Source organism: Acetoanaerobium pronyense (assembly GCF_017874355.1).
GTDB classification, from domain to species: domain Bacteria; phylum Bacillota; class Clostridia; order Peptostreptococcales; family Filifactoraceae; genus Acetoanaerobium; species Acetoanaerobium pronyense.
Map to the genome: position 1 here is coordinate 61,395 of NZ_JAGGLI010000012.1, position 23,404 is coordinate 84,798.

The following is a 23,404-nucleotide window of genomic DNA, read 5'->3' on the forward strand; positions in this document are numbered from 1 at the left end:
GCCCTTTATTTGCTAAGAAAGCAATAATAGTTCATTTTTTTTGTTCATTTTTCATTCTGTTGTGATATTCATAAAGCTCACTTTCATTTTTGAAAAGAGGATATCCTAGGTTTTTATGGATTTTAACTAGCCATGGTTCATTAAGTCCAGAGCTTTTTAATAAATCGTTTTTTAAAAATATATCTTCCACTTTGCCTTCTCCTATTATCTGCCCTTGATTTAGAACATATACGTACTCACACACATTGTATATCAGGTCCATATCATGACTGGAGACAACAACTGTTTTTTCCTGTTTGTTAGAGAGTGATAAAAGTATATCCTCTACAGATTTTGTAACAAGGGGGTCAAGTCCTGCAGTAGGCTCATCAAAAAACAATACCTTATTGTCCATAGATATTACTCCTGCAATAGCTACTCTTTTTTTCTGGCCATGACTTAAAAAATGAACAGGTTTATTAGAAAATTCAGCCGCTTCTACCCTTTTTAGCGCATCTTCTACTCTTATCTTTATTTCATCTTCAGAAACACCTAGATTTCTTAATCCAAAAGCAATATCATCATATACATTTGAAAAAAATATCTGCCTTTCTGGATCTTGAAAAACTATACCTACTTCTTTTCTAAACTCCCTCAAAGATGGCTTACTATAGCTTAAAGGCTTTCCTCTAAATAGTATTTGACCTGACTTTGGCTTTAATACTCCTGTGAAATTTAAAAATAAAGTTGATTTTCCTGCTCCATTTGAGCCGATAATTCCTATACTCTTGCTTTTAGAAAGATCTATAGATATATCCTTTAGGGCAACTGTACCATCTTCATATATAGAGGTCACATTTTTCATCTCAAGCATTTTCTTGGCCTCCTGCTCCCTTTCCTATATGAAACTCTCCATCAAAAAGTTTCATATCAAGCACTATTTGCATATCCTTATATCTCCTCATAACCCTCACAAAAAGAGTCTTAATAAGTATCGAAAGGGACAAGTAAGAGTTTTTCATGTTGATATATCCAAACCTTAGTTCTTGGGCTCTGTATATTTCTAAAGACTCTTCTAACAATATAAAAATAAACCTGTATATAAGACTGTAAATTTCTAAAAACAGACTTGGAATTCTGAGTTTTTGCATTGTATATATCTGCTGATCCATTGGAGTAGTGAGTGTCAAAAAATAAAGTGATACAAGTGAAGACATTGACCTCAAAAAAAGTAGCAAGGCATTTTTCAGACCTATAAGTGTAACGCCTCCATAAAAAAACTTCAAGTCTATGCTATACAAAAACACATCAGAATCTGAAGAAAAAGATACAAGTATAGCAATCATACTAGTTAATAGAAATGCAAAAGGAATCAGTATCATCTTCATATAATTTTTCAAAGGTATTCCTGCTAAAAAAACTGTTGCATAAAATCCCCCACAGATTATTCCAATAAAGAAATACATATTTTTATTTATTAAAGCTAAAGCTATAAATGTTAAAGATAACCCTATTTTGAGTCTAGGATTGATACTCTTTAGTTTATTCGTATACGCAAATTTATCTATTATTAGCATTTTTTACCTTCTTAAAAAATATTTTAATGTATTTCTCAGATTCCTAAGTTGAAATTTCTATTATAATCTAACATAATATTTTTTATTTGTTTTCAATTTGATTCTTATATGATCTTTTCCCTTTCATAAAACCAAAAAAATATCCTATCGCTCCTGCCCCAATCGCAGCTTGAAGAGAAAATATCAAAGTTTCTATTTCTCCGCTCTGAGGCTCAAAAAAGCTTGAGAACCAAGGTTCATAGTCCTCGTTAATCTCTGTAATAGCCTCCTCAGCCATTCCATCTGCACCCTCAAACGGAGCATCCTTCATAAATATAATAGGAAATGAAAATAAAACTATAACAAGTGCAAAGAGAGCTAAGTTTTTAGCCGATTTTCTCAATTTCAAAACCCCCTTCACTTTGATATTCTAATAGCATATTGAAAATTATAACTGTAAGTATACCTTCTCCTATTGCTAAAGGAATTTGAGTAAAGGCAAATATTCCCACAAATTTTACAAAGGATCCTAAAACACCATTTACAGAATCTGGATGAGCCAGTGCAAGCTGAGCCGATGTGATTATATAGGTTCCAAGGTTTGCTAATGCCGCTCCTAAAAATACAGCTAAAGATCTGTTTTTATCTTTAAGGACTATATATATACCATAAGCTATAAAGGGTCCCACGATTCCCATCGAAAATACATTTGCTCCAAGTGTAGTTATTCCTCCATGTGTAAGAAGGAGTGCTTGAAATATAAGTACTATAAAACCAATTACTGCCATTGGCATAGGGCCAAAAACCATGGCTCCAAGACCAATTCCCGTTGGATGCGATGTACTTCCAGTAACTGAAGGAAGCTTTAGAGCCGAAAGAATAAATACAAAGGCTCCAACAAGTCCTAGTAAAAGCTTCTTATTTGGATTTTCATCTGTAATTTTTTTTATTCTAGAAAATCCAATCACTATAAACGGTAGACTCACAACAGACCATAGACCTGCCCAAAAGGGGTCTAAAAAACCTTCCATAATATGCATCCCATTTGAATAAAGTGGAGTCAATAAAACAAGATAAAGAAGTACAAATATAATTTTTTTGATTTTTTTCATATCTAACTAATCCCCTTTCTGCTTTTCTTGTATTAGTTAATAGGACAATTATTTTAGTATATTCCCCCTTTTTTTAACAAGAAAAAACCTTGAACAAAAGTCAAGGCTGAGTTTGAGGAATTATATTATTTTAAGAAAAAATCTTTTTTCTAAGTTTTGTATAATTTCCTTCGCCCCCTATAACTCGTAGAGTAATGGCTCTTAAAAAAACAGGCAGGTATTCTGACTCAAGAATCTACGCTTTTTTGGCCTTCCCAGTTTCCCAGTGGCATATTCAAAAAAACTCCCCTTTTACAGCGGCGAGACCGTGTGGGATTTTCACCCATCTTCCCTTTTACTACAATTAAGTTACCTAGTTTTTCTTGTTATGTACTTGTCAACTTTAATGATATACCACACTTGAAAAATATGCAACTGTATTATATTTGAGCTTTGATTAAGGTCCTTTAAATTAATTTTTTGTTACTTCTTATTCTTCCATTGAAAATAGAGCTATAATTTAATTAAATGTATTAAAACATAGTTTATCCTCAAGTTACTTTTTATTTTATTTAACTTGAAATAATACTGGGGATAAAAAGGAGATGGCTTTATTGATAAAAAAATTCTTAGTATCTATTACGGGTCTAATCCTTATTTTAGGAGGAGTTTTTTCTGGTTTTATATTTATTGAGGGACATATGTTATACAGCTCAGCTATCAAAGAAATTCCTATAAAAGATAAGGTGATAGAAATACAAAACACTTCTTCCTATATATCATCAGAAGAAATATCGGAATATTTTTTAAATGCAATTGTTTCAATTGAAGATAGAAGATTCACAGACCATAGGGGATTTGATCGTCGTTCTTTTTTAAGAGCAATACTATCAAATATAGAATCAAAATCATTCGCAGAGGGTGGTAGCACAATAACTCAGCAGCTAGCAAAGAACATGTATTTTTCCCATGAAAAAAAACTCTCTCGAAAGGTAGCAGAACTACTTGTTGCACTTGATATCGAAAGACTCTATAAGAAAGATGAGATTTTAGAGCTTTATGTAAATATAATCTATTATGGAGATGGATATTATGGAGTAAAAGATGCAACCTATGGCTACTTTAATATTTCTCCAAAGGATATGAACCTTGACCAAGCTACCCTCTTAGCTGGAATTCCAAATGCTCCAAGTGCCCTTGCGCTAAGCAATCACATAGGCAGAGCAAGGGTAAGACAAAGAGAGGTAGTCGAGTCTATGGTAGAAAATGGCTATATTTCAATGACAGAGGCGTCTTCGATACTTAATCAGTAATATAATGGATTGATATATCTAAAATGTTAATATTGATGCTAAAATTTCCTTAACTTATAAAAAAGGTGTAGCTAAAGAGAAAGTCTTTAGTACACCTTTTTTATTTCAAATCTCTAAACCCTTAAATCTTAAAGCTAAATTCTGACTGAGACGAGATTTATTTGCTCATTAACTTAAATACATCATTAGCGTATTCAACTGGGTCATTTATAGTAAGTCCTTCAATTAAAAGAGCCTGATTATATAGCACTCTTGCATAAATTTTTACTTTTTCTTTATCTGTTTCAAATGCTTCTTTAATCCCTTTGAAAATCTCATGATTTATATTGATTTCAAGGATTCTTTCTGCCTTCACCTCATTGCCATTTGGCATTGCACTAAGAACCTTCTCCATCTCTATAGAAAGCTCTCCCTCACTTGTAATACATACTGGATGGCTTTTTAATCTTTTAGAAGCTCTTATATCCTTTACTTTTCCAGAAAGCTCCTCTTTCATCATCGAGAAAATATCTTGATTTTCTTCCTTTTCTTCTGGAGTTTCATCAATCTTTTCATTTTCGATTCCCAAGTCTCCTGATGATACTGACTTGAATTCTTTGTCCATATAATTCATCATCATTTTTACAGCAAACTCATCTACATCATCTGTAAAGTAAAGAATTTCATAGCCTTCATCAGATACAAGCTCTGTTTGAGGAAGTTTATCAATTTTTTCTACACTCTCTCCAGATGCATAGTATATGAACTTCTGGTCTTCCTTCATTCTTGTTACATACTCCTCAAGAGTAACCATTTTCTTTTCTGTTGAAGAATAAAACATTATAAGGTCCTGAAGTGTTTCTTTATCTTGACCAAAATCACTGTATACTCCAAATTTTAGCTGTCTTCCAAAGTTTTTATAAAACTCTTCATATTTTTCTCTGTCATTTTTAAGAATGTTCAAAAGTTCGCTCTTCACTTTTTCTTTTATTCTTTTAGCTATTATTTTAAGCTGCCTGTCATGCTGAAGTAGCTCTCTTGATATATTGAGTGAAAGGTCTTCAGAATCCACCATACCTTTTACAAAGCTAAAATAATCAGGCAATAAGTCAGCACACTTATTCATTATCATAACTCCGCTAGAATATAACTCAAGACCCTTTTCATATTCTTTTGTATAAAAATCAAATGGAGTTTTTTCAGGAATGAATAGTATTGACTGATATCTCACTGCACCATCTGCACTGATATGAATATGTCTAAGAGGCTTATCAAATCCATAATGCTTCTCTGAATAGAAGTTATTATAATCCTCTTCTTTTAATTCACTTTTATTTTTTCTCCAGATCGGTACCATGCTGTTGATTATTTTTTCTTCTTTATAATCCTCATACTCATCCTCTGACCCATCCTTTAATCTGCTAGATGATATATCCATCTTGATTGGGTACCTTATAAAATCAGAGTACTTTTTCACGATAGATTTCAATCTGTACTCCTCAAGATAATCATCGTAGTTTTCATCCTCTGTATTTTCCTTTAGCTTTAATATAATCTTAGTTCCCACTTCTTCTTTTTCGCAAGCCTCTATGGTATACCCTTCTGCTCCTTCAGATTCCCACCTATATGCCTGTTCGCTCCCAAGGGCCTTAGTAATCACCGTTACATGCTCTGCTACCATAAAAGCTGAGTAAAAGCCTACTCCAAACTGTCCTATGATATCAAATCCATCTTTTAGTTCGTTTTCCTTTTTAAAAGCAAATGACCCACTATTTGCTATGACCCCAAGATTTGCTTCAAGCTCATCCTGAGTCATCCCTATTCCAGTATCTATTATGGTTAGAGTTCTGCTTTCCTTGTCTGCCTCTAGTTTTATATAGTAATCATCTTGATTAAATGTAAGATTTTCATCAGTAAGGGCTTTGTAATAGATTTTGTCTATAGCATCACTGGAATTTGAAATAAGCTCCCTTAAAAATATTTCCCTATGTGTATAAATTGAGTTAATCATAAGATCAAGAAGTCTTTTGGATTCTGCTTTAAATTCTTTTTTCATCGATTATGTTGCTCCTTTCTTATTTTTCAAAAAAATAATTAGCACTCTATATTATCGAGTGCTAATTATAATTTATCAAATTGAGTGTATTTGTCAATATTTTTTATGGAAATATATTGAGTTCTTATTTTATTTTATTGTTTTTTTACCTAAAAATAACTTTCATATTTGTTATTTAATCAATAAATTTAGTTATTCTTTTTATTTTTATTGCTAAAAACATATACAAATATTCCTGCAACAGCAAAAACCCCAATTATTACAGGGAGCTTGGATATATTTTTTTCTGTAGCACCCTCTTGGTATTCTGCCCTATGGCCCATTCCATCATCAGCTACTGCTTTATGTATATTTAGATTTTCATCAAAATGAAATTTTCCATCCTCATCCACAGGTCCTTTTGCAAGTTCATTTCCATTTTCGTCATAAATTGTAATTTCAGTCCTAGGAGAAAATCCCCCTCCCTCATACTCAACCCTAAGTACTCCAGATTCTTCCAAAATCAAGTCCATCCCATGTGCAAAAGAAACTCCTGGAAGTAATAAAGCTACTATTAGAAATATAAATATACTGCTTTTTTTAAAAATATTAATCATAAAATTGCCCCCACGCTTATATGTTTTAAGAAATTATAGTCTCCCTTAAATCTTTATATTCAATTAATGACTATGTCCGTGAGCCTCATGCTCGGCAGTTGGAAGCATCTCTACTCTATTTGAGTCAAATATTTGCATATTGCTCTCCTGAGGGAAATGCTCTGTTACAATTGCATATAGGCCTGCTTCTTCAATAGTGAAATAAATATGTCCATGGTCCTCATTCATTTCAAGGGTATATGCAAAATCTGGCTTTGCATCAAATGTGCTATCTTGCTCTATCATATCTTTATCAGTGACCATTAAATGTGATGCATGATGATCTAAATCAGTTATATTATCACCCAGTTTTATAAAACCTATATCCATAGTCTCATCTTCACTCGCACCAAAATGAAGCATGTACTTTCCTTTTTCTAATTCAAACTCTCCAATCCATTCATACTCTCCATGAGCATGCTCTTCTACTTTACTAGCTATTTCCTCTTCTGCCTTTTCAGACTCAGCTGCTACCTGCGTTTCACTTTCCTGAGCTGGCTGAGAGCAACCCACAAATCCAAAACCTACTCCTAAGGCTAATACTAAAGCTAACAATTTTTTTCTTTTCATCTCAATTCCTCCTATTTTGTCAATATCAATATATATTTCAATGGCTTATTAAAAAAAGCAAGTTCAGTCATTTTGGAAAATAAAACCAATTCCACTAATATAAGAGCAACCAAAGCAATATATTTTATTATCTTTTTATGTTCACTAGGTCTTATAGGACAGGCTCTTATTATTAATGGCTTTGAAGAAGGCAAAGTGGTAGCTTCTGTGATTGGGTTCGGATTTATCATAGCAACAACGGTTTTTTTATTAAGTATAAAAAAAATCCTTCCTGATATAATAGTTGCAGTAATAATGCCCCTTATCCCTGCACTTATAGCAATGTATCTTTTATATCTTCAAAAGGGCACATTTAGAATTTTTTTAGGTTTTCCAGTTACAATAGCCCTTTCAGGGCTTTATTTTAAAAAAAATGTAGTATTAACTTTTAGTCTTATTTTAAATATACTCTTGATTATATTTTATATATTAATGCCTCAATATGTCATAGGGAGTGAAAGTGATATTGGGGAGTTCATAGTGCGAATGATACTTATAAACGCTACTGTAATTTCACTTTATTTTATTACTAAATGGGGAAATCAGCTTATAGATATGGCAACAGAAAGCAAATCTCAGGCAGAGAGTCTTTTAAAAAACCTGCAAAGTACTCTAGATAATATAAAAATATATTCAAATACACTAAATGAAGACATGAAAAAAGGAAATGAGGATATTTCAACTGTAAAAGAAATAAGCGAATCTATTACTATAGCTATTCAAGAAGTTGCAAAAGGCGTAGAGGAAGAAGCAATAAGTATTAATGATATAAATAGCTCAATGCTTGATGCTACTAATATGGCATTAGATGCTCAAGACTCTTCTAAGCTAATATACTCATCTTCACAAAATATGAACATCATGGTAAAAGACGGAATTAAAAACATGAACATGATGAATGAGCATACAAAACTAGTAAGTAATGCAATTAGCTCTGCTGTAAGTACCGTAACTAATCTGGATGAACAAGTCAATAAGATAAACAGTTTTTTATCATCGATTACTCGTATCTCTCAGCAGACAAATCTTCTAGCTTTAAACGCAGCGATTGAAGCTGCAAGGGCAGGTGAATCTGGAAAAGGGTTTGCGGTTGTGGCCGATGAAGTAAGAAAGCTTGCTGAAGAAAGCGGAAAAATGGCTAAAGAAATTGCAAATGTTACTGGTGAAATAAATAATGTAAAAGATGAAGCCTTAAAAGAAGTGACTAAGGGTGATGAGGCTGTAAGAGAAAGTAACAAGATTATCGAAGGAGTAAATCATTCTTTTATGGAAATGGCTCAATCCTTTGAGGTGATGAATCAAAATATAAATAAAGAAACACAGCAAATAACAAGTGTCACAGAGGTATTTAAAGATATATTAGATAAAATAGAAAATATTGCAAGTATTACCCAGGAACACTCTTCAACAAGCGAAGAAATTGCTTCGGCTGTAGAAGAACAAAACAGCAGAATAAAGGATCTTCACACTGAGCTAGATAAGGTTGTAAAGGTGAGTGAAGATTTGTATTCTCTAACAATCTAAAATAATATAAAAAATGGGCATATGACTAGGTCACATGTCCATTTTTATAGTTTATATATTTAATTAAAGCTTAGCTCCTAGCGATTTGCACTTTTCAATTCCTTCAGCATCAGGCTCAAGATTTATAATAAGGCCATCATCTACTAGATTTGCTCCATAGCCTTCCATTCTTTGTTGCCAATCTTGCATCCACTCACCATTTCCCCAATCGTAAGAACCAAAAAGGGCAAGTTTTTTTCCTGAGATTACGCTTTGAATAGAATCTACAAAAGGCTCCATTTCAGATTCTTCTAAAACTTCGGCTCCCATAGACGGGCAACCAAGGGCTACACCCTCTGCCTCCTCAATATCTGAAGGTGATGCTTTGTCAACACTTAAAAGCTTTACTTCATTTCCACCTTCTCTAGCTCCATCAGCAATTGCATTTGCCATTGCCTCTGTATTACCTGTGCCACTCCAATATACTATAGTAATTTTTTTCATTCTAATTTCCTCCTTGTGGTTATTTTGGTGGTACATCCACAAGTTCCAGTCTCATCACATTTACAGTCTATACAATTACATTTATGTAGTTTTTCTTCCTTAATTTTATCAACTTTTTTATCTTCTTCTAAAATTATTTTTTCATTATGCATAATAATCTCCTTTCGTTTTGAAAACGATTTTCATTATCGACTATATATTAACATTTAGATTTTTAAATGTCAATATACTTACTTTATTTCAAAGCTATTGTTTTTAGGTATTAAAAAAACCTGAAATCACTGAAGAATCTTGTGTCTCAGGTTTTGATTATAATATTTTATTAATTCCTTACTTGAATAAAAAATTAGCTATTTTCTATAAAATCTCTTACGCTAACTATACCGCCCTGCTCAAAATCAGACTCTGTATAAAGAAGGTCATATAAAACCTGTGCAACTACCTTTGGCTCAAGAAGCTTCCCCTCTGATTTATATTCTTTGAATTTTTCAAGGTCTTCAAAGTCATTCTCATCTGCACTTCTTATTGTCTCTTGCATAGCAGTATCCATTATGCCTGGTCCAAATGAGAGACATTTAGCTCCATTTTCTCCTTGCTCTAGTGCAATCACTCTAGTCATCATATCAACTCCACATTTTGAAACACAGTAGCTTCCCCAGCCCTTGATTGGAGACTTCCCAGCACCTGAGGATACTGTAATTATTCTCTTATCCCCTTCAAAAGCAGCAGTTTTTCTTAAAAAGCTAGATGCAAGTATAAGGGGAGCCGTAAGATTTACATTAATATTTTGTATTATTTCAACATCCTTTACTTTATCCATAGGCTTTATAGGCTCTACCATCCCGGCATTATTTATAAGAGCAATTTTTTTAGCATTTGAAAAATCTATGCTCTCAAATATTTCATCTATAGTATTTTCTATTTCGAATAGATTATCTAGATTTAGCGAAAAATGAGCCACATTGTCCGTGTCCAAAAGTTTTTCAACCTCATCGTTTTTATTTCTTGAAATTAAAAATACTTTATTATCAGCTTCTGAAAGTATTTTAGAAAGCTCAAGCCCAAGACCTTTTGATGCTCCAGTTACTATAAAATAATTCAATATCCTATCTCCCTTCTGCATTTGGTTTGATTATAATTTTTTTAATATTTATAATTTTAATTAATTATATCATTTTTTCAGTCTATAAACTTCTTCTTCAATCCTGCTTTTCTCAATTCTTTCAAATAACACCTTTACATTTTCTATTTCAGTATTGCTATCCACTTCAAAAAACTCCCATTTAATATCCTTTATTTTTAGGATATTGTGAACCTCAGCTGAAGAAAATGGTAAAAAAGGTTCTAAAAGTACCGACAAATTAGCAATAATCTGTACGCAGGTATAAATCCTATCTTTGCAATTTGATATATCATTTTTTACTGTAAGCCACGGTTGTTTCTCGTCAAAATATTTATTTGCAGATCTTATAAATAAAAATATCTTCTCTAAAGCCTCCTTAAAACATCCTTCTTCTATTAGTCTTCCCGTATTTTCATAAAGCTCAATAAGCTCATTTTTTATTAATATATCTAGCTTTCCCTGTGGAACCTTTCCTTCAAAGGATTTTTCAATAAATACAAGAGTTCTGTTTACGAAATTTCCATATGCTCCAAGAAGCTCTCCATTATGGCTATTAATAAGCTCTCTAAATGAAAAATCTCCATCCCTTTTTTCCGGTCCATTACCTATAAAAAAGTAACGCAAAGTATCGCTTTGATATCTACTCAATAAATCCAAAACCCATACTGCCCAGTTTTGGCTTGTGGATATTTTTTTCCCTTCTAAAGTCAGATATTCGCTTGAAATTATCCTATCTGGAAGATGAAGATTTCCATGGGCTTTTAGTAGTGCAGGGAGTATTATGCTATGAAATGGAATATTGTCCTTGCCATGAATATAATAGTGAAGTGCTTTGTCTGACCATAGCTCTTCCCAGCTTAGACCTCTTTCTTCTGAGTATTTTTTACTTGCAGATAGATACCCAAGGACTGCCTCAACCCATACATATATTCTTTTATCTTCAAATCCTTCTAAAGGAACTGGAACTCCCCACTTAAGATCCCTAGTTATAGCCCTATCTCTAAGCCCTTCATTCACATAGCGTTTAGAAAGATTTATAGCATTTTCTCTCCACCCTGTAGAAGAATCAATATATTCTCTTATAAACTCTTCAAAACTTGATAAAGATAAATAAAAATGCTCTGAAAGTCTAAACTCTGGCTCATTACCACAAAGCGTGCATTTTGGCTCATTTAAAATTGAAGGCTCAAGTAAATCTGAACATATATCACACTGATATCCCCTTGCTACGCTACTGCAGTTTGGACAGACTCCAATTACAAATCTATCAGGAAGAAACTGGTCACAGCTACTGCAATATGCCTGTAGCTCAGTTTTTTTGTATATATATCCGCTCTCTAAAAGTCTTTTAAAAAATTCCTGTACAAAGTCAATATGATACTCATCGCTTGTCTTATTATACAGGTCATATGAAAATCCTAGCCTTTCAAAACACTCTTTAAACTCATTATGAAATCTATCTGCAATCGCATTTGGGCTAACACCCTCTTTACTCGCTCTTATTTGAATAGGAGTGCCATGACAATCACTTCCAGATACATAACATACATTTTCCCCTTTTAATCTAAAATATCTAGCTAAAATATCCCCAGGAAGTAGTGCTGCTATATGTCCTATGTGTAGAGAACCGTTGGCATATGGCCATGCCCCTGCAATCAATATATTCATATCCACACCTCCGTAAACTTTATATTAGAATTTAAAAAATACATAAAAAAACTCTCACCTCCAGGTATTATCCTGGGGACGAGAGTATAGACTTCGTGGTACCACCCCGGTTCGCCAGTGCCTTGCAGCATTAGCCTCAAAAGGTACGTCAGATTCATCTGATTATACCCTGGTGCTGTAACGGGCACTCCCGTCGCCGCCTAAGCTCTAAGACTTTCGGGGCAAAGCTCCAAGACCATATTCAGCTATCTACTTCTCTCTCCTTCTCAGCTTTACGGAGTTCTCTGTATGAGTTATAGGTAACCTACTCTTCTTTTCATAGCAGTTTTATGTTAATTTTTTTAAAATTTTAGCATAGATATATTTTAAAAGCAATGAAAATATCATTATAAAAAAATATATGTCTAGAGAATTTTATTAAATAAAAAATCATATCCTTTTTATTATTTAAGTTATTTTAAATCACAAAACCTAAAATTATAGAAATAAGCACTATAACTGGTGCTGGTATTTTTTTTGTAATTAATAAAGCTACTGTAACTAAAGTAACCAAAATATTATCTAAAGTAAAGCCACTTCTTTGCATTAGTATTACAGCTGCAATAGTAATTAGGCCACCTGCCACTGCTGTAACTCCTTTAAGTGAAACCTTAATCCCCTTTATACTTCTTATCTTCTCCCACATAGGATAGATAAAATAAATAAGAAGAAGTCCAGGCAAAAATATCCCAAGACCAGAGACAAACGCTCCCATCACCTGATAAAAAGCCCATTGTCCCCTTGCCGCCATTCCTCCTGCATAGGCACTAAAGCTAAACATAGGTCCCGGAAGACCCTGCACAAGTCCAAACCCTGTCAGAAATTCCTGACTGGTCATATAGCTGTTTATATCTACAAGCTCAGTGTACATCAGAGGTATTACAACCTGCCCTCCGCCAATCACAAGATATCCATAACGGTAAAAACTTTCGAACAAATCTATAATTCTACTTTCAAATAAAAATCTAAAAGCAATTCCAAAAATAGCAAAGCCTGCAAAGGCTATTAAATATTTCCATGGAGGATTTAGCTTCACATGAGTCCAAAGATTTTCCTCTTTTGAAGTAAATATACTAGCTAATCCACCTATAATTAAAACTAGGGGAAATATCCAAGTTTCCCTAATAAAATAGGTGGTTATAGCTCCAAAAATAAGTAATGAAAAAGTCAAAGAGTCTTTAACTACTTTTTTGCCTATTCTATATGCCGCAACTATTATAAATCCAACAGCCATAGGCCCAATATATCTTAAGACATCATTTGAAAAATTAAATTCCTCTAAAAACTGGCTCAAAAAAGAAAGAACTGTCATTATAATAATTACAGGAATAGCCCACACCATCATAGTCCAAAACGCTAAGGACGGCCCTCCCACTTTATGACCTATGGCCACAATTGTTTGAGTGCTACTTGGTCCTGGCAGTATTCCAGTGAGCGCAATAAGTTCCACAAGCTCCTCTTCTGTCAGATACTTCTTTTTAGTAACTAGTTGATCTGTAAATACTCCATAATGAGCTTCAGGTCCTCCATAAGCTCCAAGAGAGCAAATTAGTACATCTTTCAAAAAATCTAAAGTCTTAGGCTTTTCAAATATATTGTTATTTTCCATAAAACCTCCAATTTTTGTCTCTCTAAATCAAGTCTTATCTACCTAAATACAGATATAAATCCTGAAATTAAAAGAATAGTCCATATTATAATAGTTATTAATGATATATTTTTATGAAGGTTAATAGCCTCTTTGCTCAGTTCAGGTTCATTATTATACATCCATCTTTTTCCCATCATATAGCTATCTTCAGGTTCTTTGTATGCATAAATACCAAAACCATATACTGGAATTGAAAAAATTAATAGTATAAACAGTTCTCCTCCCGTCATTATATACCTCCAGACTTTAATTTTATATTATTTAAAGAATCGTTTTGTTAAGTGTAGGTTAAAATCCCTATCTATATTGATATCATAAGATTTCAATGTATAAACATGGAATAATAATAGAATTTCATAATTCCCTTAATAGGTTATCTAATTTATGTTAATAAATAATTAACCATTTAGGATATTGTAATGGAAATGAAATACATTTTTTTACAAAAAATACTTGTAATTTATTTCCAAAAAAAATATAATTAACTTAGTTAAAATATAAAAATAACAAGGAGGTGCTATCAAATGATCATCGTAGTATGTAAAGGAAACCAGAAAAACAAAAATCTAAAAACTAAATCTATTGATAGTACTGTAGCTTCTAATTTATAAAAGTATATTTCAAATTAATGCATCTTGGAATACAAGTATCCAACGCTTTAATTAATTTACTATATTTATAAACACTGAGGTCACAGTACAAATGCTGTGGCCTTTTTATGTCCATTTAACATAAGATTTAAATTACAAACATACGAATAAAAGCATTAGTATTTGGTTGCTTTACCTTTTGCGAAGTATAAGTACGCAGAATATAACCTTCCCTAATTCTTTTTATTTAAAAAGTCTTTTGACTTAGTTTGTAAAATTATTTATTATGTAGGATACCTTACTCGTTATACTAAGAGGTCGAGCTGAAAAGCATCGACCTCTTTTTGTATATAAAAAACATTAAAAATTTTAGAAAGGAGAGAAAAAAATGATTAAAGGTAGTGTAGAGGTAAAAAAGGTGAGTCTAAGATGAAAACTCTAAATCAATTAAGGGATTTGGAAAAATGCACAAAGTGCAACGATTGTTTTAAAGTAAAAAATAATTTTAACAGTAAAAATATGAGGAGGAATACTACATGTCACTTATGAACGTAGCGTTTTCAGTTAGTACATTTACATTTAATCTCGAAATAAAGAAACAGCCTAAAATAGAAAAGGAATCTTCAATAGAAAAGATATATAATTATGAACGTTCTTTAAAATCTATAGAAAATGCCAAGAGATTGGCTCAGGCTGAATTTTCTACTTTTAGATATTAATATTTCTAGATTAATTTAAATGGCAAGAGAAGAGGAAAACCAATGACAAATTATAAAATAAAAGATATGAAATTTAAGTATATAGAGGGTTTTGAAGTATTTGAAAAATCAGATATTATGTTTTTATCTATTACCGCATTATGGTTCTTAGGTTTGATAATACTTGGATATATCCTTTAGATAGTATATTTTAAAAAAGAGTTAAGCATACATCGCTTAACTCTTTTCTTTTTAATTGATCTCAGATTCTTTACTTAGGGTCTGAAAACTTACAACTACCTTAAAAAGATCTCCGTCTACAGATATACTAAGGCTTCCTCCTTGAAGCTCAGAAAAGCTTCTTGCTATAGAAAGCCCAAGTCCTGAACCATCTGTATTTCGAGACTTATCTCCTCTTGTAAATCTCTCAAGCATATCTTCAGGATTAAAGTTCATTTCATAGGCTGAAATATTTTTAAAAATCAAATCCACCCTATCATCATATACATCTGTTTCTATATATACTCTTGAATTTGAAAGAGAATATTTTAAGATGTTACTAATTAGATTATCAAATATTCTAAAAGTTCTTTTTCCATCCAGATTACATATTATTTTTTCTTCTTTAATATCCATTCTAAATATAAGCCCGCTTGCATTTATATCCCCTTCTCTTTCTCCTATAGTTTGCCTTAAAAGAGAAACAATATCTATAGGCTCAAGATTAAGGCTTATGTTTCCGCTTGCTGCTTTACTGGCTTCAAACAAATCCTCTATAAGCAAAGATAATCTTTGTGATTTTTTATCAAGAATATCAATATATTCTTCTTGGATATCTGAGGATTTTGGTTCTTTTTTTAGCAAATCCACATATGAAATTATAGAAGTTAGTGGAGTTTTGAGGTCGTGAGACACATTGGAAATAAGCTCAGTTTTTAAATTCTGCCCCTTTATTTCTCTATCTACTGCTAATTTGAATCCACTTCTAATCTTTCCTAAATTTTCTACTATTGGAGTAAACATTCCTAAATCATAATCAAGTTCTTGGTCAAACTCTCCATAAGAAAGCTCTTCTGTCACTAAATAAAGCTTGTTTATATCTCTTAACTTGTTTTTCAAATATTTAAACAAGAATACTGTATAGACTACTGCTAGTATCATTCCAAGTGCACCTGCATATGCTATGAAAAAGAGTACAATGAGATTGATTCCAAGAGCCATAATCATCTTCCTATTCTCTGTGTTTTTTATATCAAAAGAAAAAATACTATTCAAAGTGTTTTTCATATATCCGCCGCAACCTATAAATATTCTCCCAACTATACTATTTTCCATACAAGTCTTGTATATTCCTTGTCTGTATATATTTTTAGTATCTGCAATAAAAATATATATAAACGTATATAGCAAAAATGTAAGGGGAATTCCTATTATATAAAAGAACATATTCGCATCTACAATTATATTTTCAAAAATTAAATCAGTTGTATAGTAATCAAGACTCCCATTCGCTGTAACTGCTATACTAAAATAAAATAATGAAACAAAGGCAAAAATCATTAAGGATTTAATTTCTATAGGGATTTTATTTGTTCCTTTTATTAAATTATTGCTCTGTTGCTTGGAAGAATCTGTAAATCCTGACCATAGAAGTATTCCAAGCATGAATACTGCACCTATCCCTACTATTAGCATAAGATATCTTTCCAAATAAAAATCTCTGATTCTATCTGAGATAGAGCCTCCTAATCTCAGCGTTTCATCATTAATTACATATATCATTGTAATAGGTATATTTTCAATTTCTTCATCCTGATTTTTTATTATATATTCAAGTCTATTTGTGGCATTATTCTCCCATGATATGTCCATAGAGGATTCTATATTTGCAAGATCTTTATTTTCATCATATTCAAGATTTAGATAGAAGCTGTCAGCTCTTTGAGCATTATCTATAATATCTTCTTTTGTAGACCAATTTGTTACTATATCATCTCCATATGCAAAATAATAAGCCATATCGTCAAACCAAAATCTCTGGTTTTCCCTATCTTCATTTCTACTTTCATCTAGCAGATTCCATGTGATACTTTCAAGTGTATTTATAAAATCCGAGCTTTCCAAATACCTATTCATCTTTGATTCCCCTTGAAAAACTACACTTCTAAGAGGTACAAAAAGACCTACCGAAATTGATGCTAGTAAAAATAATATGATTACAAGCACTGAGCCTGATTTGGAAAACTTAAACTTTTTAGATATATCTATTTCTTCGATTTCATCATTCTGATTCAAATTTGTATCCAATTCCCCACACCACCTTCAAATATTTTGGTTCTTTAGGATTTATCTCTAGTTTTTCCCTTATCCTTCTAATATGAACAGCTACTGTATCGGGATTATACGCAGGTTCATTCCATACCTTTTCATATATCTCTTCTATGGAAAACACCCTTCCAGCATTGGACATTAATAGATGTATTATTTTATACTCAATGGGAGTTATTTTTACTGGACTTCCCATAACTGTTATTTCCTTTCGTTTATCATCAAGAACTATATCCTTAATCACAATAATGCCGCTTGATGAGTTACTTTCCTTGCTTTTAGTATAGTTCACATATCTTCTTAAATTAGAATTGACACGTGCAATAAGCTCAAGAGGGTTAAAAGGCTTAGTTACATAGTCATCTGCCCCAATATTAAGACCAGATATTTTGTCCATATCTTCCGATTTTGCAGAAAGTATTATTATTGGCACTGTACTCTTGTTTCTTATTTTCATTATAGCTTCACTACCATCCATCTTTGGCATCATCATATCCATGATTATAAGATGAATTTCTTCTTTATTGAAAATTTCTAAAGCATCAAAACCATTATGAGCTTTAAAAACACCGTAATTTTGATTTTTCATATATATTTCTATGGCATCTGCAATTTCCTTATCGTCCTCTACTACTAAAATATTATATGTACGCATACATTTCCTCCAAATAAGATATCTTAAATTAATAATATCATAGAGTCTTTAAGATTCTTTTACTATAATTCTTACAAATTTCTTAAGAAAAGTAAAATTCATCATAAATTTTCCCTAAATACCAAAATAATGGTCTAATAAGCTCAAGATTTTTAATAAAGTGCAAAAAAAAAGACCTAAAGGCCTTTTAAAGTTTGATATCTATAGTATTTCCAAGATGAGGATTTACTGATTGCTCCATCACCCTTGTATTTGTGTCCATCATTTGAGTTAGATCTGCCATCTGTCCTTTTGCTGTATCCATAGCCATCTTCATTACAGACACACTTGCCTGTTGAGATACTTTCATTTGGCTCAGTCCCATAGATAACGCTGCTATATCCATATTTAAATCTCCTCTCAACTATCAAAACTACATATTTAAAAATTTTAAATGTAAATAAAATTTATCTTCATTGTAATTTAAGTATATATTATCTTCTAATAGCAGTCAAATCCAAAGTAAGTAAAACTTTATATTATAATTTTTTTATATAAATAGACTCTTTTGTTTTTATTTATTTTTTTAGGGAATAAGTATTATGAAAAATAACATAAAATAAAAGGAGGAAGCAAAGATGCTAATCCGCTCTATATTGACCCCAAAAGAAAAACTTATAACCTTAAAATTAGACGATACAATCAAAGAAGCTATAGGTAGTATAAGTGATAATGGCTTTTTGTCCTTGCCTGTAGTTGATGACAAGAAATTCATAGGTTTTCTCTCAAAACAATATGTTTATGAAAAGTTCCTAGAGTCAGAAGAAAAAGATTTTGAAGCTTTTTCCGAGAAGCCAGTTAGAGATTTTGTATATATGAAGATAGAACCTGTTAAAGATAATATTTTTATTGAGGAAGCTGCTGATATGTTTGCTAATAATCAGGTTAGATTCCTTCCTGTAGTTGATAGCTATGGTTATTTTTTAGGAATTCTAACTCAAAAATCCCTTTTTGAAATAATCACCAAGGTATATGGACTCAAAGATGCCAAAATCGTAATTCATTCTGATGATTTTGCTGGGACATTGTCCAAAATAGCAGATATAATCTATAAACACGGAGCCAATATCACTAATATAGCCCAAATGGATACAAAAGTAATGGGAATTCAGGAAATATCCATAAGACTTGATGGGAACAATCTTGATAAGCTTGTAACAAAGCTACAAGATAAAGGAATCAAGGTTAAGGAATATATTCCAGCAAAAAAATAGAGGATTTTTTGTATAAAAGAGTTTGGAGAATATCCAAGCTCTTTTATACAAAACTATATAATAATACTTTCCAGTCTATTCTCATATAAAAAGTTCCTTACTATTAAAGAGTGGCTCATCTCTATCAAAATTAGTTCGTCATATTGTGAATCCATTTCCCTGATTTAAAACGTCTTCTAATAAATATATATTTTACTATTTCCTCCATACCAGTTAATGCTACTACATAATATACCTCTAAATTCAAAATAAACGCTCCTATAAACGCCATAGGAATACCTATAGTCCAAAGTGTGATACCTTGTATTTTAACTGCATACTTTGAATCTCCTGCTCCTCTTAAAACTCCAACTACCATTATAAAAGTGTAGCTTTTTATAAGAAGAAGTATAGCATTTACATACAAAATTCTCTTAGTATCATTAAGAACTATTTCTGACATTTTGAAAAAATATACAAAATCCTTTGCCGTCAAGAAAATAACTGCTGCTATAACTATAGCTATAAGTAGTGCACACTTATAAAGCCTCTTTGCATATAGCTCACCTAAATCTTCTCTTTTTGCACCTATTTCTTTACCCACAATAATCATTGCCGAATTTCCAAGTCCAATTATAACTATCATAAGAAGATTCATAACAGTACTCGTAACCTGTATTGCAGCTGCCGTTCCTATTCCCATTCTGGCATATATTACATTATAAGTAAGATTCCCAACGCCCCAAACAAACTCATTTATAAGTACCGGAAGCATACCAGCATAAACTATTTTTATAAATTTAAAATCTAGCATTTTAATATGCGAGAAATTAATATTCAGTAAATTACTTTTTTTATATACATATATTAGGATTATCATAGTTTCTATTATTCTTGCAATAACAGTTGCTATGGCTGCTCCTTTAACTCCCAAAGCAGGGAACCCTAGCTTTCCAAATATCAAAATATAATTAAGTAATACATTTACAATTAATGCGGCTATACTTCCTACCATAGGTATAAAAGTATTTTCTGTACTTCTTAATGAAAATGCAAAAGCTATTGTTATTGCTGTAAATATATAACTAAAGGCAACTATCTTTAAATAATCCCCTCCAGTTGCTAAAACTGCTTTGTCCGAGTTGAATATAGATATTATTCCATCTGAAAAATAAATCCCAACAATCATAAACAAAGTTCCTACTACAAAACTAAAACTAAGTGCAAGTGAAGTGGTTTTTTTGATACTCAGTTCATCCTGTTTGCCCCAAAACTGAGATATGAAAATGGAGCATCCTGCATTTACTCCAAATAACATTAATGTAAAAAAGAAAAAATATTGATTTGCAATTCCAACTGAAGCTAGATATAGCTCCCCTAATCTACCTATCATTACTGTATCCATAAGATTGAGTAGTGATGCTATAAGGTTTTGTACTACTATAGGTATAGTTAGCATCATCACTCTTCTATAAAATACTTTCTGTTCACTATTAATCTGTAGTTTTTCTAACATTGTTTCCCTCCACAAAAAAAAGCAACCCATTTGAAGTTTTTTCAAAGTGGTTGCTTCTTCACCTATTATATAAGTTTTAGATATAAAATTTTATATGTCTAGAAGTTATTATATTATGAGACTGTAAAATGTCAAGAAAAATTTGGGATAAAGTAAGAGTTTTTTATTTTCCTCGACTTTCATAATCCCTTTCAATACGGTCTTTCCAACTTGAAGATACTTTTTTATTTTTACGAAGTGAGCTTACAGTGTCACTTATAACTTCATAATTCAAAAGTGTTCCTTTGCTATCTGCTTTGTAATCAGCCGCTCTATCTTTGTCTATCCCAAAATGTTCTGCTGTAGCAACACTGTCTATATTTGCTCCAAGAAATATAAATTCCCATCCATATTTGTTTTTTTGATGTTCAATCATATTCTTTATTTTGTCATAATTATATTCATAACTGGAATTTTCCATGCCATCAGTTATTATTACAAACATAATATTTTCCGCTTTTTCATTCTCTGCAGTATTCCTCTGAACGTTTATTATCTTGTTTAAAGTTTTTCCTATTGCATCAAGAAGAGCTGTAGTTCCTCTTACGAAGTATTCCTTATCCGTTATGGAATCTACCCCTTTAATACTTATGCGGTCATGAAGAAGTTCATACTCATCATCAAATAGTACAGTAGTGATTATAGCTTCTCCCTCTTCCTTCTTTTGTTTACTCAGCATAGAGTTATATCCACCAATAGTGTCACTTTCAAGTCCGCTCATCGATCCACTTCTATCAAGGATAAATACAAGTTCAGTTAGATTTTTTTTCATTATATTACCCTCCAATCATTTATTTGATTTAAGGATAACATTTTAATAGTTTGAAAAGGTCGCACTAGAAGCGACAAATTTCTATTTATACTTTGATTTTGTATCAACCTCTTAAAATACTTTGATCAAATGCAAATAAAGCTTCATTTATTTCAAAAATATTATAGTTTCCTTCCTCAATAAAATATTCTACTATGATATCAAACTTACTGCTATGGGAAAGTCCATATCCCGCTCTAAGAAGCAAATCTTTTGTTTCATCTAAATTAAGCTCAAGGGCTATAGCAAATGCAATAACTGTAGTCTTTTTAGGTTTATAATTCATATCATTTCGAATTTTTGAAAATAGTTTTCTATCTATATTGGCTTTTTTATATGTTTCAGGATCTGTCATTTCCTTCCCATCTATCAGTCTAAGAAGACTTTGAGAAAAAGTTTCCTCCATTTGACTAAGAGCATCATCAAGCTTCCTCTTTTTCTTTTTAGTTTCAGTTTTTTGAATGGAATAATCATATGATTCTTGAGAATAAATTTGTCTAGATTCATTCATCTCTTCATATATATCTCTTCTGCTCGAATGTCTCAGCTCTACATATTTATTATCAATGTACTGCTTTATAGATGAAAAAAGCTTTTCCGATATTCTAAATGCTTCACTGTCAAATACAACCAAAAATACATCCATGTCATTTTCTAGCAAAAAATCTCCTATTGTAGAAATAGCAATTTTTAAAGCCCTATCCTTTGGATAGCCAAACGCCCCTGAAGATAGCAAAGGAAATGCAATACTCTTTAAACCATATTCTTTGGCTAATTTTAGAGAGTTTGAATAACAATTTGATAAAAGCTTTTCCTCATCATTTTCTCCGCCCTGCCATATAGGACCTACGGTATGAATTACATATTTAGCTGGAAGGTTATACCCCTTAGTTAATTTAGCCTCACCTATTTCACATCCATTTAGCTTTATACATTCTTTAAACAGTTCATCCCCAGCCGCTTTATGAATAGCACCATCAAGACCTCCTCCTCCAAGTAAAGAAGAGTTTGCAGAATTTACAATTGCATCAATTTTAATTTTAGTTAAATCATCCCTTATTATATCAAGTGGCATTAATCATTCATCTCCTAATCTTTATAAACATCCACTTTTATCTTAATCTATCTATAAATGATTTATATCCTTTATCTTCCTCTACAAAGCTAATTTTTTTGAGTTCTTAGACAATATATTTTTTCATCCTCACTAAAACAAGTATCAAGACTATTAAATATATAAGGGAAATTATTTTATAGTCTTTATGATATTCTTATATCTCTAAGGGTAGATATCACAAAAGGAATGTAATTTTAAATATATATTTACTACATAGGAGGAAAATAAATGGCTATAATAAAAAAAGGAAAGTTCGAACATCAAATGCCTACCCAAAACCCATTTGTAATATGTATGCATCATCTAGACTATTTCCCTGAAGGTGATGAAAATTCAAATCCAAAGGAAATAAAAAAAGAAAACCAAGGCTTCAACCAAGATGGAGATTGGAGAATGTATTATGGAAAAAACGTTCCAGGCTTTCCTGCACATCCTCACAGAGGTTTTGAAACAGTCACTGTTGTAATGGAAGGTGTTGTGGATCATACAGATGGTATGGGTTCTAGAGGAAGATACGGTAATGGAGATGTACAGTGGATGACAGCAGGAAGTGGACTTCAGCACTGCGAGATGTTTCCCCTTGTTCACGATGACAAACCAAATACATTAGAGCTTTTTGGATAGGTTAAACTAATTTAGACAGAAAATACTCGGACATGATAAAATAAATTAAATTAATTTGGAGGTTTATCATGTCTAATACAAATAAAAG

General features: G+C 31.8%; 25 protein-coding genes and 1 riboswitch. Of the genes, 6 read left to right on the forward strand and 19 right to left on the reverse strand.

What is annotated here, in order from left to right; genetic code table 11:
- Positions 1 to 31 precede the first annotated feature (31 nt).
- The 4 genes from J2Z35_RS06670 to J2Z35_RS06685 form a co-directional block, all read right to left on the reverse strand.
- Positions 32 to 853 carry an energy-coupling factor ABC transporter ATP-binding protein gene (locus J2Z35_RS06670; RefSeq protein ID WP_209660603.1) on the reverse strand — a complete coding sequence of 274 codons (822 nt, stop codon included), beginning with the start codon at positions 851 to 853 and terminating at the stop codon, positions 32 to 34.
- Entirely contained in the window at positions 846 to 1,556 is a 711-nt protein-coding gene (gene cbiQ / locus J2Z35_RS06675; RefSeq protein ID WP_209660604.1) for a cobalt ECF transporter T component CbiQ, read from the reverse strand. The genes J2Z35_RS06670 and cbiQ overlap by 8 nt, the downstream gene beginning before the upstream one ends.
- 82 nt (positions 1,557 to 1,638) lie before the next feature.
- Entirely contained in the window at positions 1,639 to 1,938 is a 300-nt protein-coding gene (locus J2Z35_RS06680) for an energy-coupling factor ABC transporter substrate-binding protein (protein WP_330623404.1), read from the reverse strand.
- A complete protein-coding gene (locus tag J2Z35_RS06685; protein WP_209660606.1) occupies positions 1,922 to 2,647 on the reverse strand; it encodes an energy-coupling factor ABC transporter permease in 726 nt (241 codons plus the stop codon). The genes J2Z35_RS06680 and J2Z35_RS06685 overlap by 17 nt, the downstream gene beginning before the upstream one ends.
- 195 nt (positions 2,648 to 2,842) lie before the next feature.
- Positions 2,843 to 3,018: riboswitch (cobalamin riboswitch) on the reverse strand.
- A gap of 222 nt (positions 3,019 to 3,240) precedes the next feature.
- Between J2Z35_RS06685 and J2Z35_RS06690 the strand changes: the two genes are divergently transcribed.
- Positions 3,241 to 3,939, forward strand: coding sequence for a biosynthetic peptidoglycan transglycosylase (locus J2Z35_RS06690; protein ID WP_209660607.1), 699 nt, complete (start codon positions 3,241 to 3,243; stop codon positions 3,937 to 3,939).
- Positions 3,940 to 4,096: 157 nt separating this feature from the next.
- Here J2Z35_RS06690 and htpG read toward each other — a convergent pair whose 3' ends face one another.
- From htpG to J2Z35_RS06705, 3 genes are all read right to left on the reverse strand, one after another.
- Positions 4,097 to 5,974, reverse strand: coding sequence for a molecular chaperone HtpG (gene htpG / locus J2Z35_RS06695; protein ID WP_209660608.1), 1,878 nt, complete (start codon positions 5,972 to 5,974; stop codon positions 4,097 to 4,099).
- A 188-nt stretch (positions 5,975 to 6,162) separates the two neighbouring features.
- The gene (locus tag J2Z35_RS06700) at positions 6,163 to 6,570 is read right to left on the reverse strand and encodes an Ig-like domain-containing protein (protein ID WP_209660609.1); all 408 of its coding nucleotides are present in this window, start codon (positions 6,568 to 6,570) and stop codon (positions 6,163 to 6,165) included.
- A gap of 63 nt (positions 6,571 to 6,633) precedes the next feature.
- Complete coding sequence (locus J2Z35_RS06705) at positions 6,634 to 7,179, reverse strand: hypothetical protein (protein WP_209660610.1); 546 nt, start codon at positions 7,177 to 7,179, stop codon at positions 6,634 to 6,636.
- A gap of 72 nt (positions 7,180 to 7,251) precedes the next feature.
- Between J2Z35_RS06705 and J2Z35_RS06710 the strand changes: the two genes are divergently transcribed.
- The gene (locus tag J2Z35_RS06710) at positions 7,252 to 8,742 is read left to right on the forward strand and encodes a methyl-accepting chemotaxis protein (RefSeq protein WP_209660611.1); all 1,491 of its coding nucleotides are present in this window, start codon (positions 7,252 to 7,254) and stop codon (positions 8,740 to 8,742) included.
- Positions 8,743 to 8,805: 63 nt separating this feature from the next.
- On the opposite strand, the gene J2Z35_RS06715 is transcribed toward J2Z35_RS06710, so the two are convergent.
- The 6 genes from J2Z35_RS06715 to J2Z35_RS06740 all read right to left on the reverse strand — a co-directional run bounded on the left by J2Z35_RS06715 (position 8,806) and on the right by J2Z35_RS06740 (position 13,936).
- A complete protein-coding gene (locus tag J2Z35_RS06715; RefSeq protein ID WP_209660612.1) occupies positions 8,806 to 9,225 on the reverse strand; it encodes a flavodoxin in 420 nt (139 codons plus the stop codon).
- A complete protein-coding gene (locus tag J2Z35_RS06720) occupies positions 9,222 to 9,377 on the reverse strand; it encodes a hypothetical protein (RefSeq protein ID WP_209660613.1) in 156 nt (51 codons plus the stop codon). The genes J2Z35_RS06715 and J2Z35_RS06720 overlap by 4 nt, the downstream gene beginning before the upstream one ends.
- Positions 9,378 to 9,571: 194 nt before the next feature.
- Positions 9,572 to 10,327, reverse strand: coding sequence for a (S)-benzoin forming benzil reductase (locus J2Z35_RS06725; RefSeq protein ID WP_209660614.1), 756 nt, complete (start codon positions 10,325 to 10,327; stop codon positions 9,572 to 9,574).
- A 69-nt stretch (positions 10,328 to 10,396) separates the two neighbouring features.
- Complete coding sequence (metG, locus tag J2Z35_RS06730; protein WP_209660615.1) at positions 10,397 to 12,016, reverse strand: methionine--tRNA ligase; 1,620 nt, start codon at positions 12,014 to 12,016, stop codon at positions 10,397 to 10,399.
- Positions 12,017 to 12,473: 457 nt separating this feature from the next.
- Positions 12,474 to 13,664 (reverse strand): chromate efflux transporter, encoded by a 1,191-nt coding sequence (chrA, locus tag J2Z35_RS06735; protein WP_209660616.1) that lies wholly within the window; start codon positions 13,662 to 13,664, stop codon positions 12,474 to 12,476.
- 38 nt (positions 13,665 to 13,702) lie between these two features.
- Positions 13,703 to 13,936, reverse strand: coding sequence for a hypothetical protein (locus J2Z35_RS06740; RefSeq protein ID WP_209660617.1), 234 nt, complete (start codon positions 13,934 to 13,936; stop codon positions 13,703 to 13,705).
- Between the two features lie 896 nt (positions 13,937 to 14,832).
- On the opposite strand from J2Z35_RS06740, the gene J2Z35_RS06745 reads away from it, so the two are divergent.
- Both J2Z35_RS06745 and J2Z35_RS06750 read left to right on the forward strand, forming a co-directional pair.
- Entirely contained in the window at positions 14,833 to 15,015 is a 183-nt protein-coding gene (locus tag J2Z35_RS06745) for a hypothetical protein (protein WP_209660618.1), read from the forward strand.
- A 42-nt stretch (positions 15,016 to 15,057) separates the two neighbouring features.
- The gene (locus J2Z35_RS06750; RefSeq protein WP_209660619.1) at positions 15,058 to 15,195 is read left to right on the forward strand and encodes a hypothetical protein; all 138 of its coding nucleotides are present in this window, start codon (positions 15,058 to 15,060) and stop codon (positions 15,193 to 15,195) included.
- A gap of 51 nt (positions 15,196 to 15,246) precedes the next feature.
- Here the strand turns inward: J2Z35_RS06750 and J2Z35_RS06755 are convergent, their stop codons facing one another.
- The 3 genes from J2Z35_RS06755 to J2Z35_RS06765 form a co-directional block, all read right to left on the reverse strand.
- Positions 15,247 to 17,301, reverse strand: coding sequence for a sensor histidine kinase (locus J2Z35_RS06755; RefSeq protein WP_209660620.1), 2,055 nt, complete (start codon positions 17,299 to 17,301; stop codon positions 15,247 to 15,249).
- Positions 17,276 to 17,977 (reverse strand): response regulator transcription factor, encoded by a 702-nt coding sequence (locus J2Z35_RS06760; RefSeq protein ID WP_209660621.1) that lies wholly within the window; start codon positions 17,975 to 17,977, stop codon positions 17,276 to 17,278. Before J2Z35_RS06760 ends, J2Z35_RS06755 begins: the two co-directional genes overlap by 26 nt.
- A gap of 187 nt (positions 17,978 to 18,164) precedes the next feature.
- On the reverse strand, positions 18,165 to 18,362 hold the full coding sequence (locus tag J2Z35_RS06765; protein WP_209660622.1) for a YjfB family protein: 198 nt from the start codon (positions 18,360 to 18,362) through the stop codon (positions 18,165 to 18,167).
- A 232-nt stretch (positions 18,363 to 18,594) separates the two neighbouring features.
- Here J2Z35_RS06765 and J2Z35_RS06770 point away from each other — a divergent pair, with 232 nt between their 5' ends.
- A complete protein-coding gene (locus J2Z35_RS06770) occupies positions 18,595 to 19,230 on the forward strand; it encodes a CBS domain-containing protein (RefSeq protein ID WP_209660623.1) in 636 nt (211 codons plus the stop codon).
- 130 nt (positions 19,231 to 19,360) lie between these two features.
- Here the strand turns inward: J2Z35_RS06770 and J2Z35_RS06775 are convergent, their stop codons facing one another.
- From J2Z35_RS06775 to J2Z35_RS06785, 3 genes are all read right to left on the reverse strand, one after another.
- The gene (locus J2Z35_RS06775) at positions 19,361 to 20,725 is read right to left on the reverse strand and encodes an MATE family efflux transporter (protein ID WP_209660624.1); all 1,365 of its coding nucleotides are present in this window, start codon (positions 20,723 to 20,725) and stop codon (positions 19,361 to 19,363) included.
- A gap of 163 nt (positions 20,726 to 20,888) precedes the next feature.
- Positions 20,889 to 21,536, reverse strand: a complete 648-nt coding sequence (locus tag J2Z35_RS06780; RefSeq protein WP_209660625.1) for a vWA domain-containing protein — start codon at positions 21,534 to 21,536, stop codon at positions 20,889 to 20,891.
- A gap of 103 nt (positions 21,537 to 21,639) precedes the next feature.
- On the reverse strand, positions 21,640 to 22,650 hold the full coding sequence (locus J2Z35_RS06785; protein ID WP_209660626.1) for a macro domain-containing protein: 1,011 nt from the start codon (positions 22,648 to 22,650) through the stop codon (positions 21,640 to 21,642).
- A gap of 270 nt (positions 22,651 to 22,920) precedes the next feature.
- Between J2Z35_RS06785 and J2Z35_RS06790 the strand changes: the two genes are divergently transcribed.
- A complete protein-coding gene (locus J2Z35_RS06790; RefSeq protein WP_245330794.1) occupies positions 22,921 to 23,316 on the forward strand; it encodes a pirin family protein in 396 nt (131 codons plus the stop codon).
- The last annotated feature ends 88 nt before the right edge of the window (positions 23,317 to 23,404 follow it).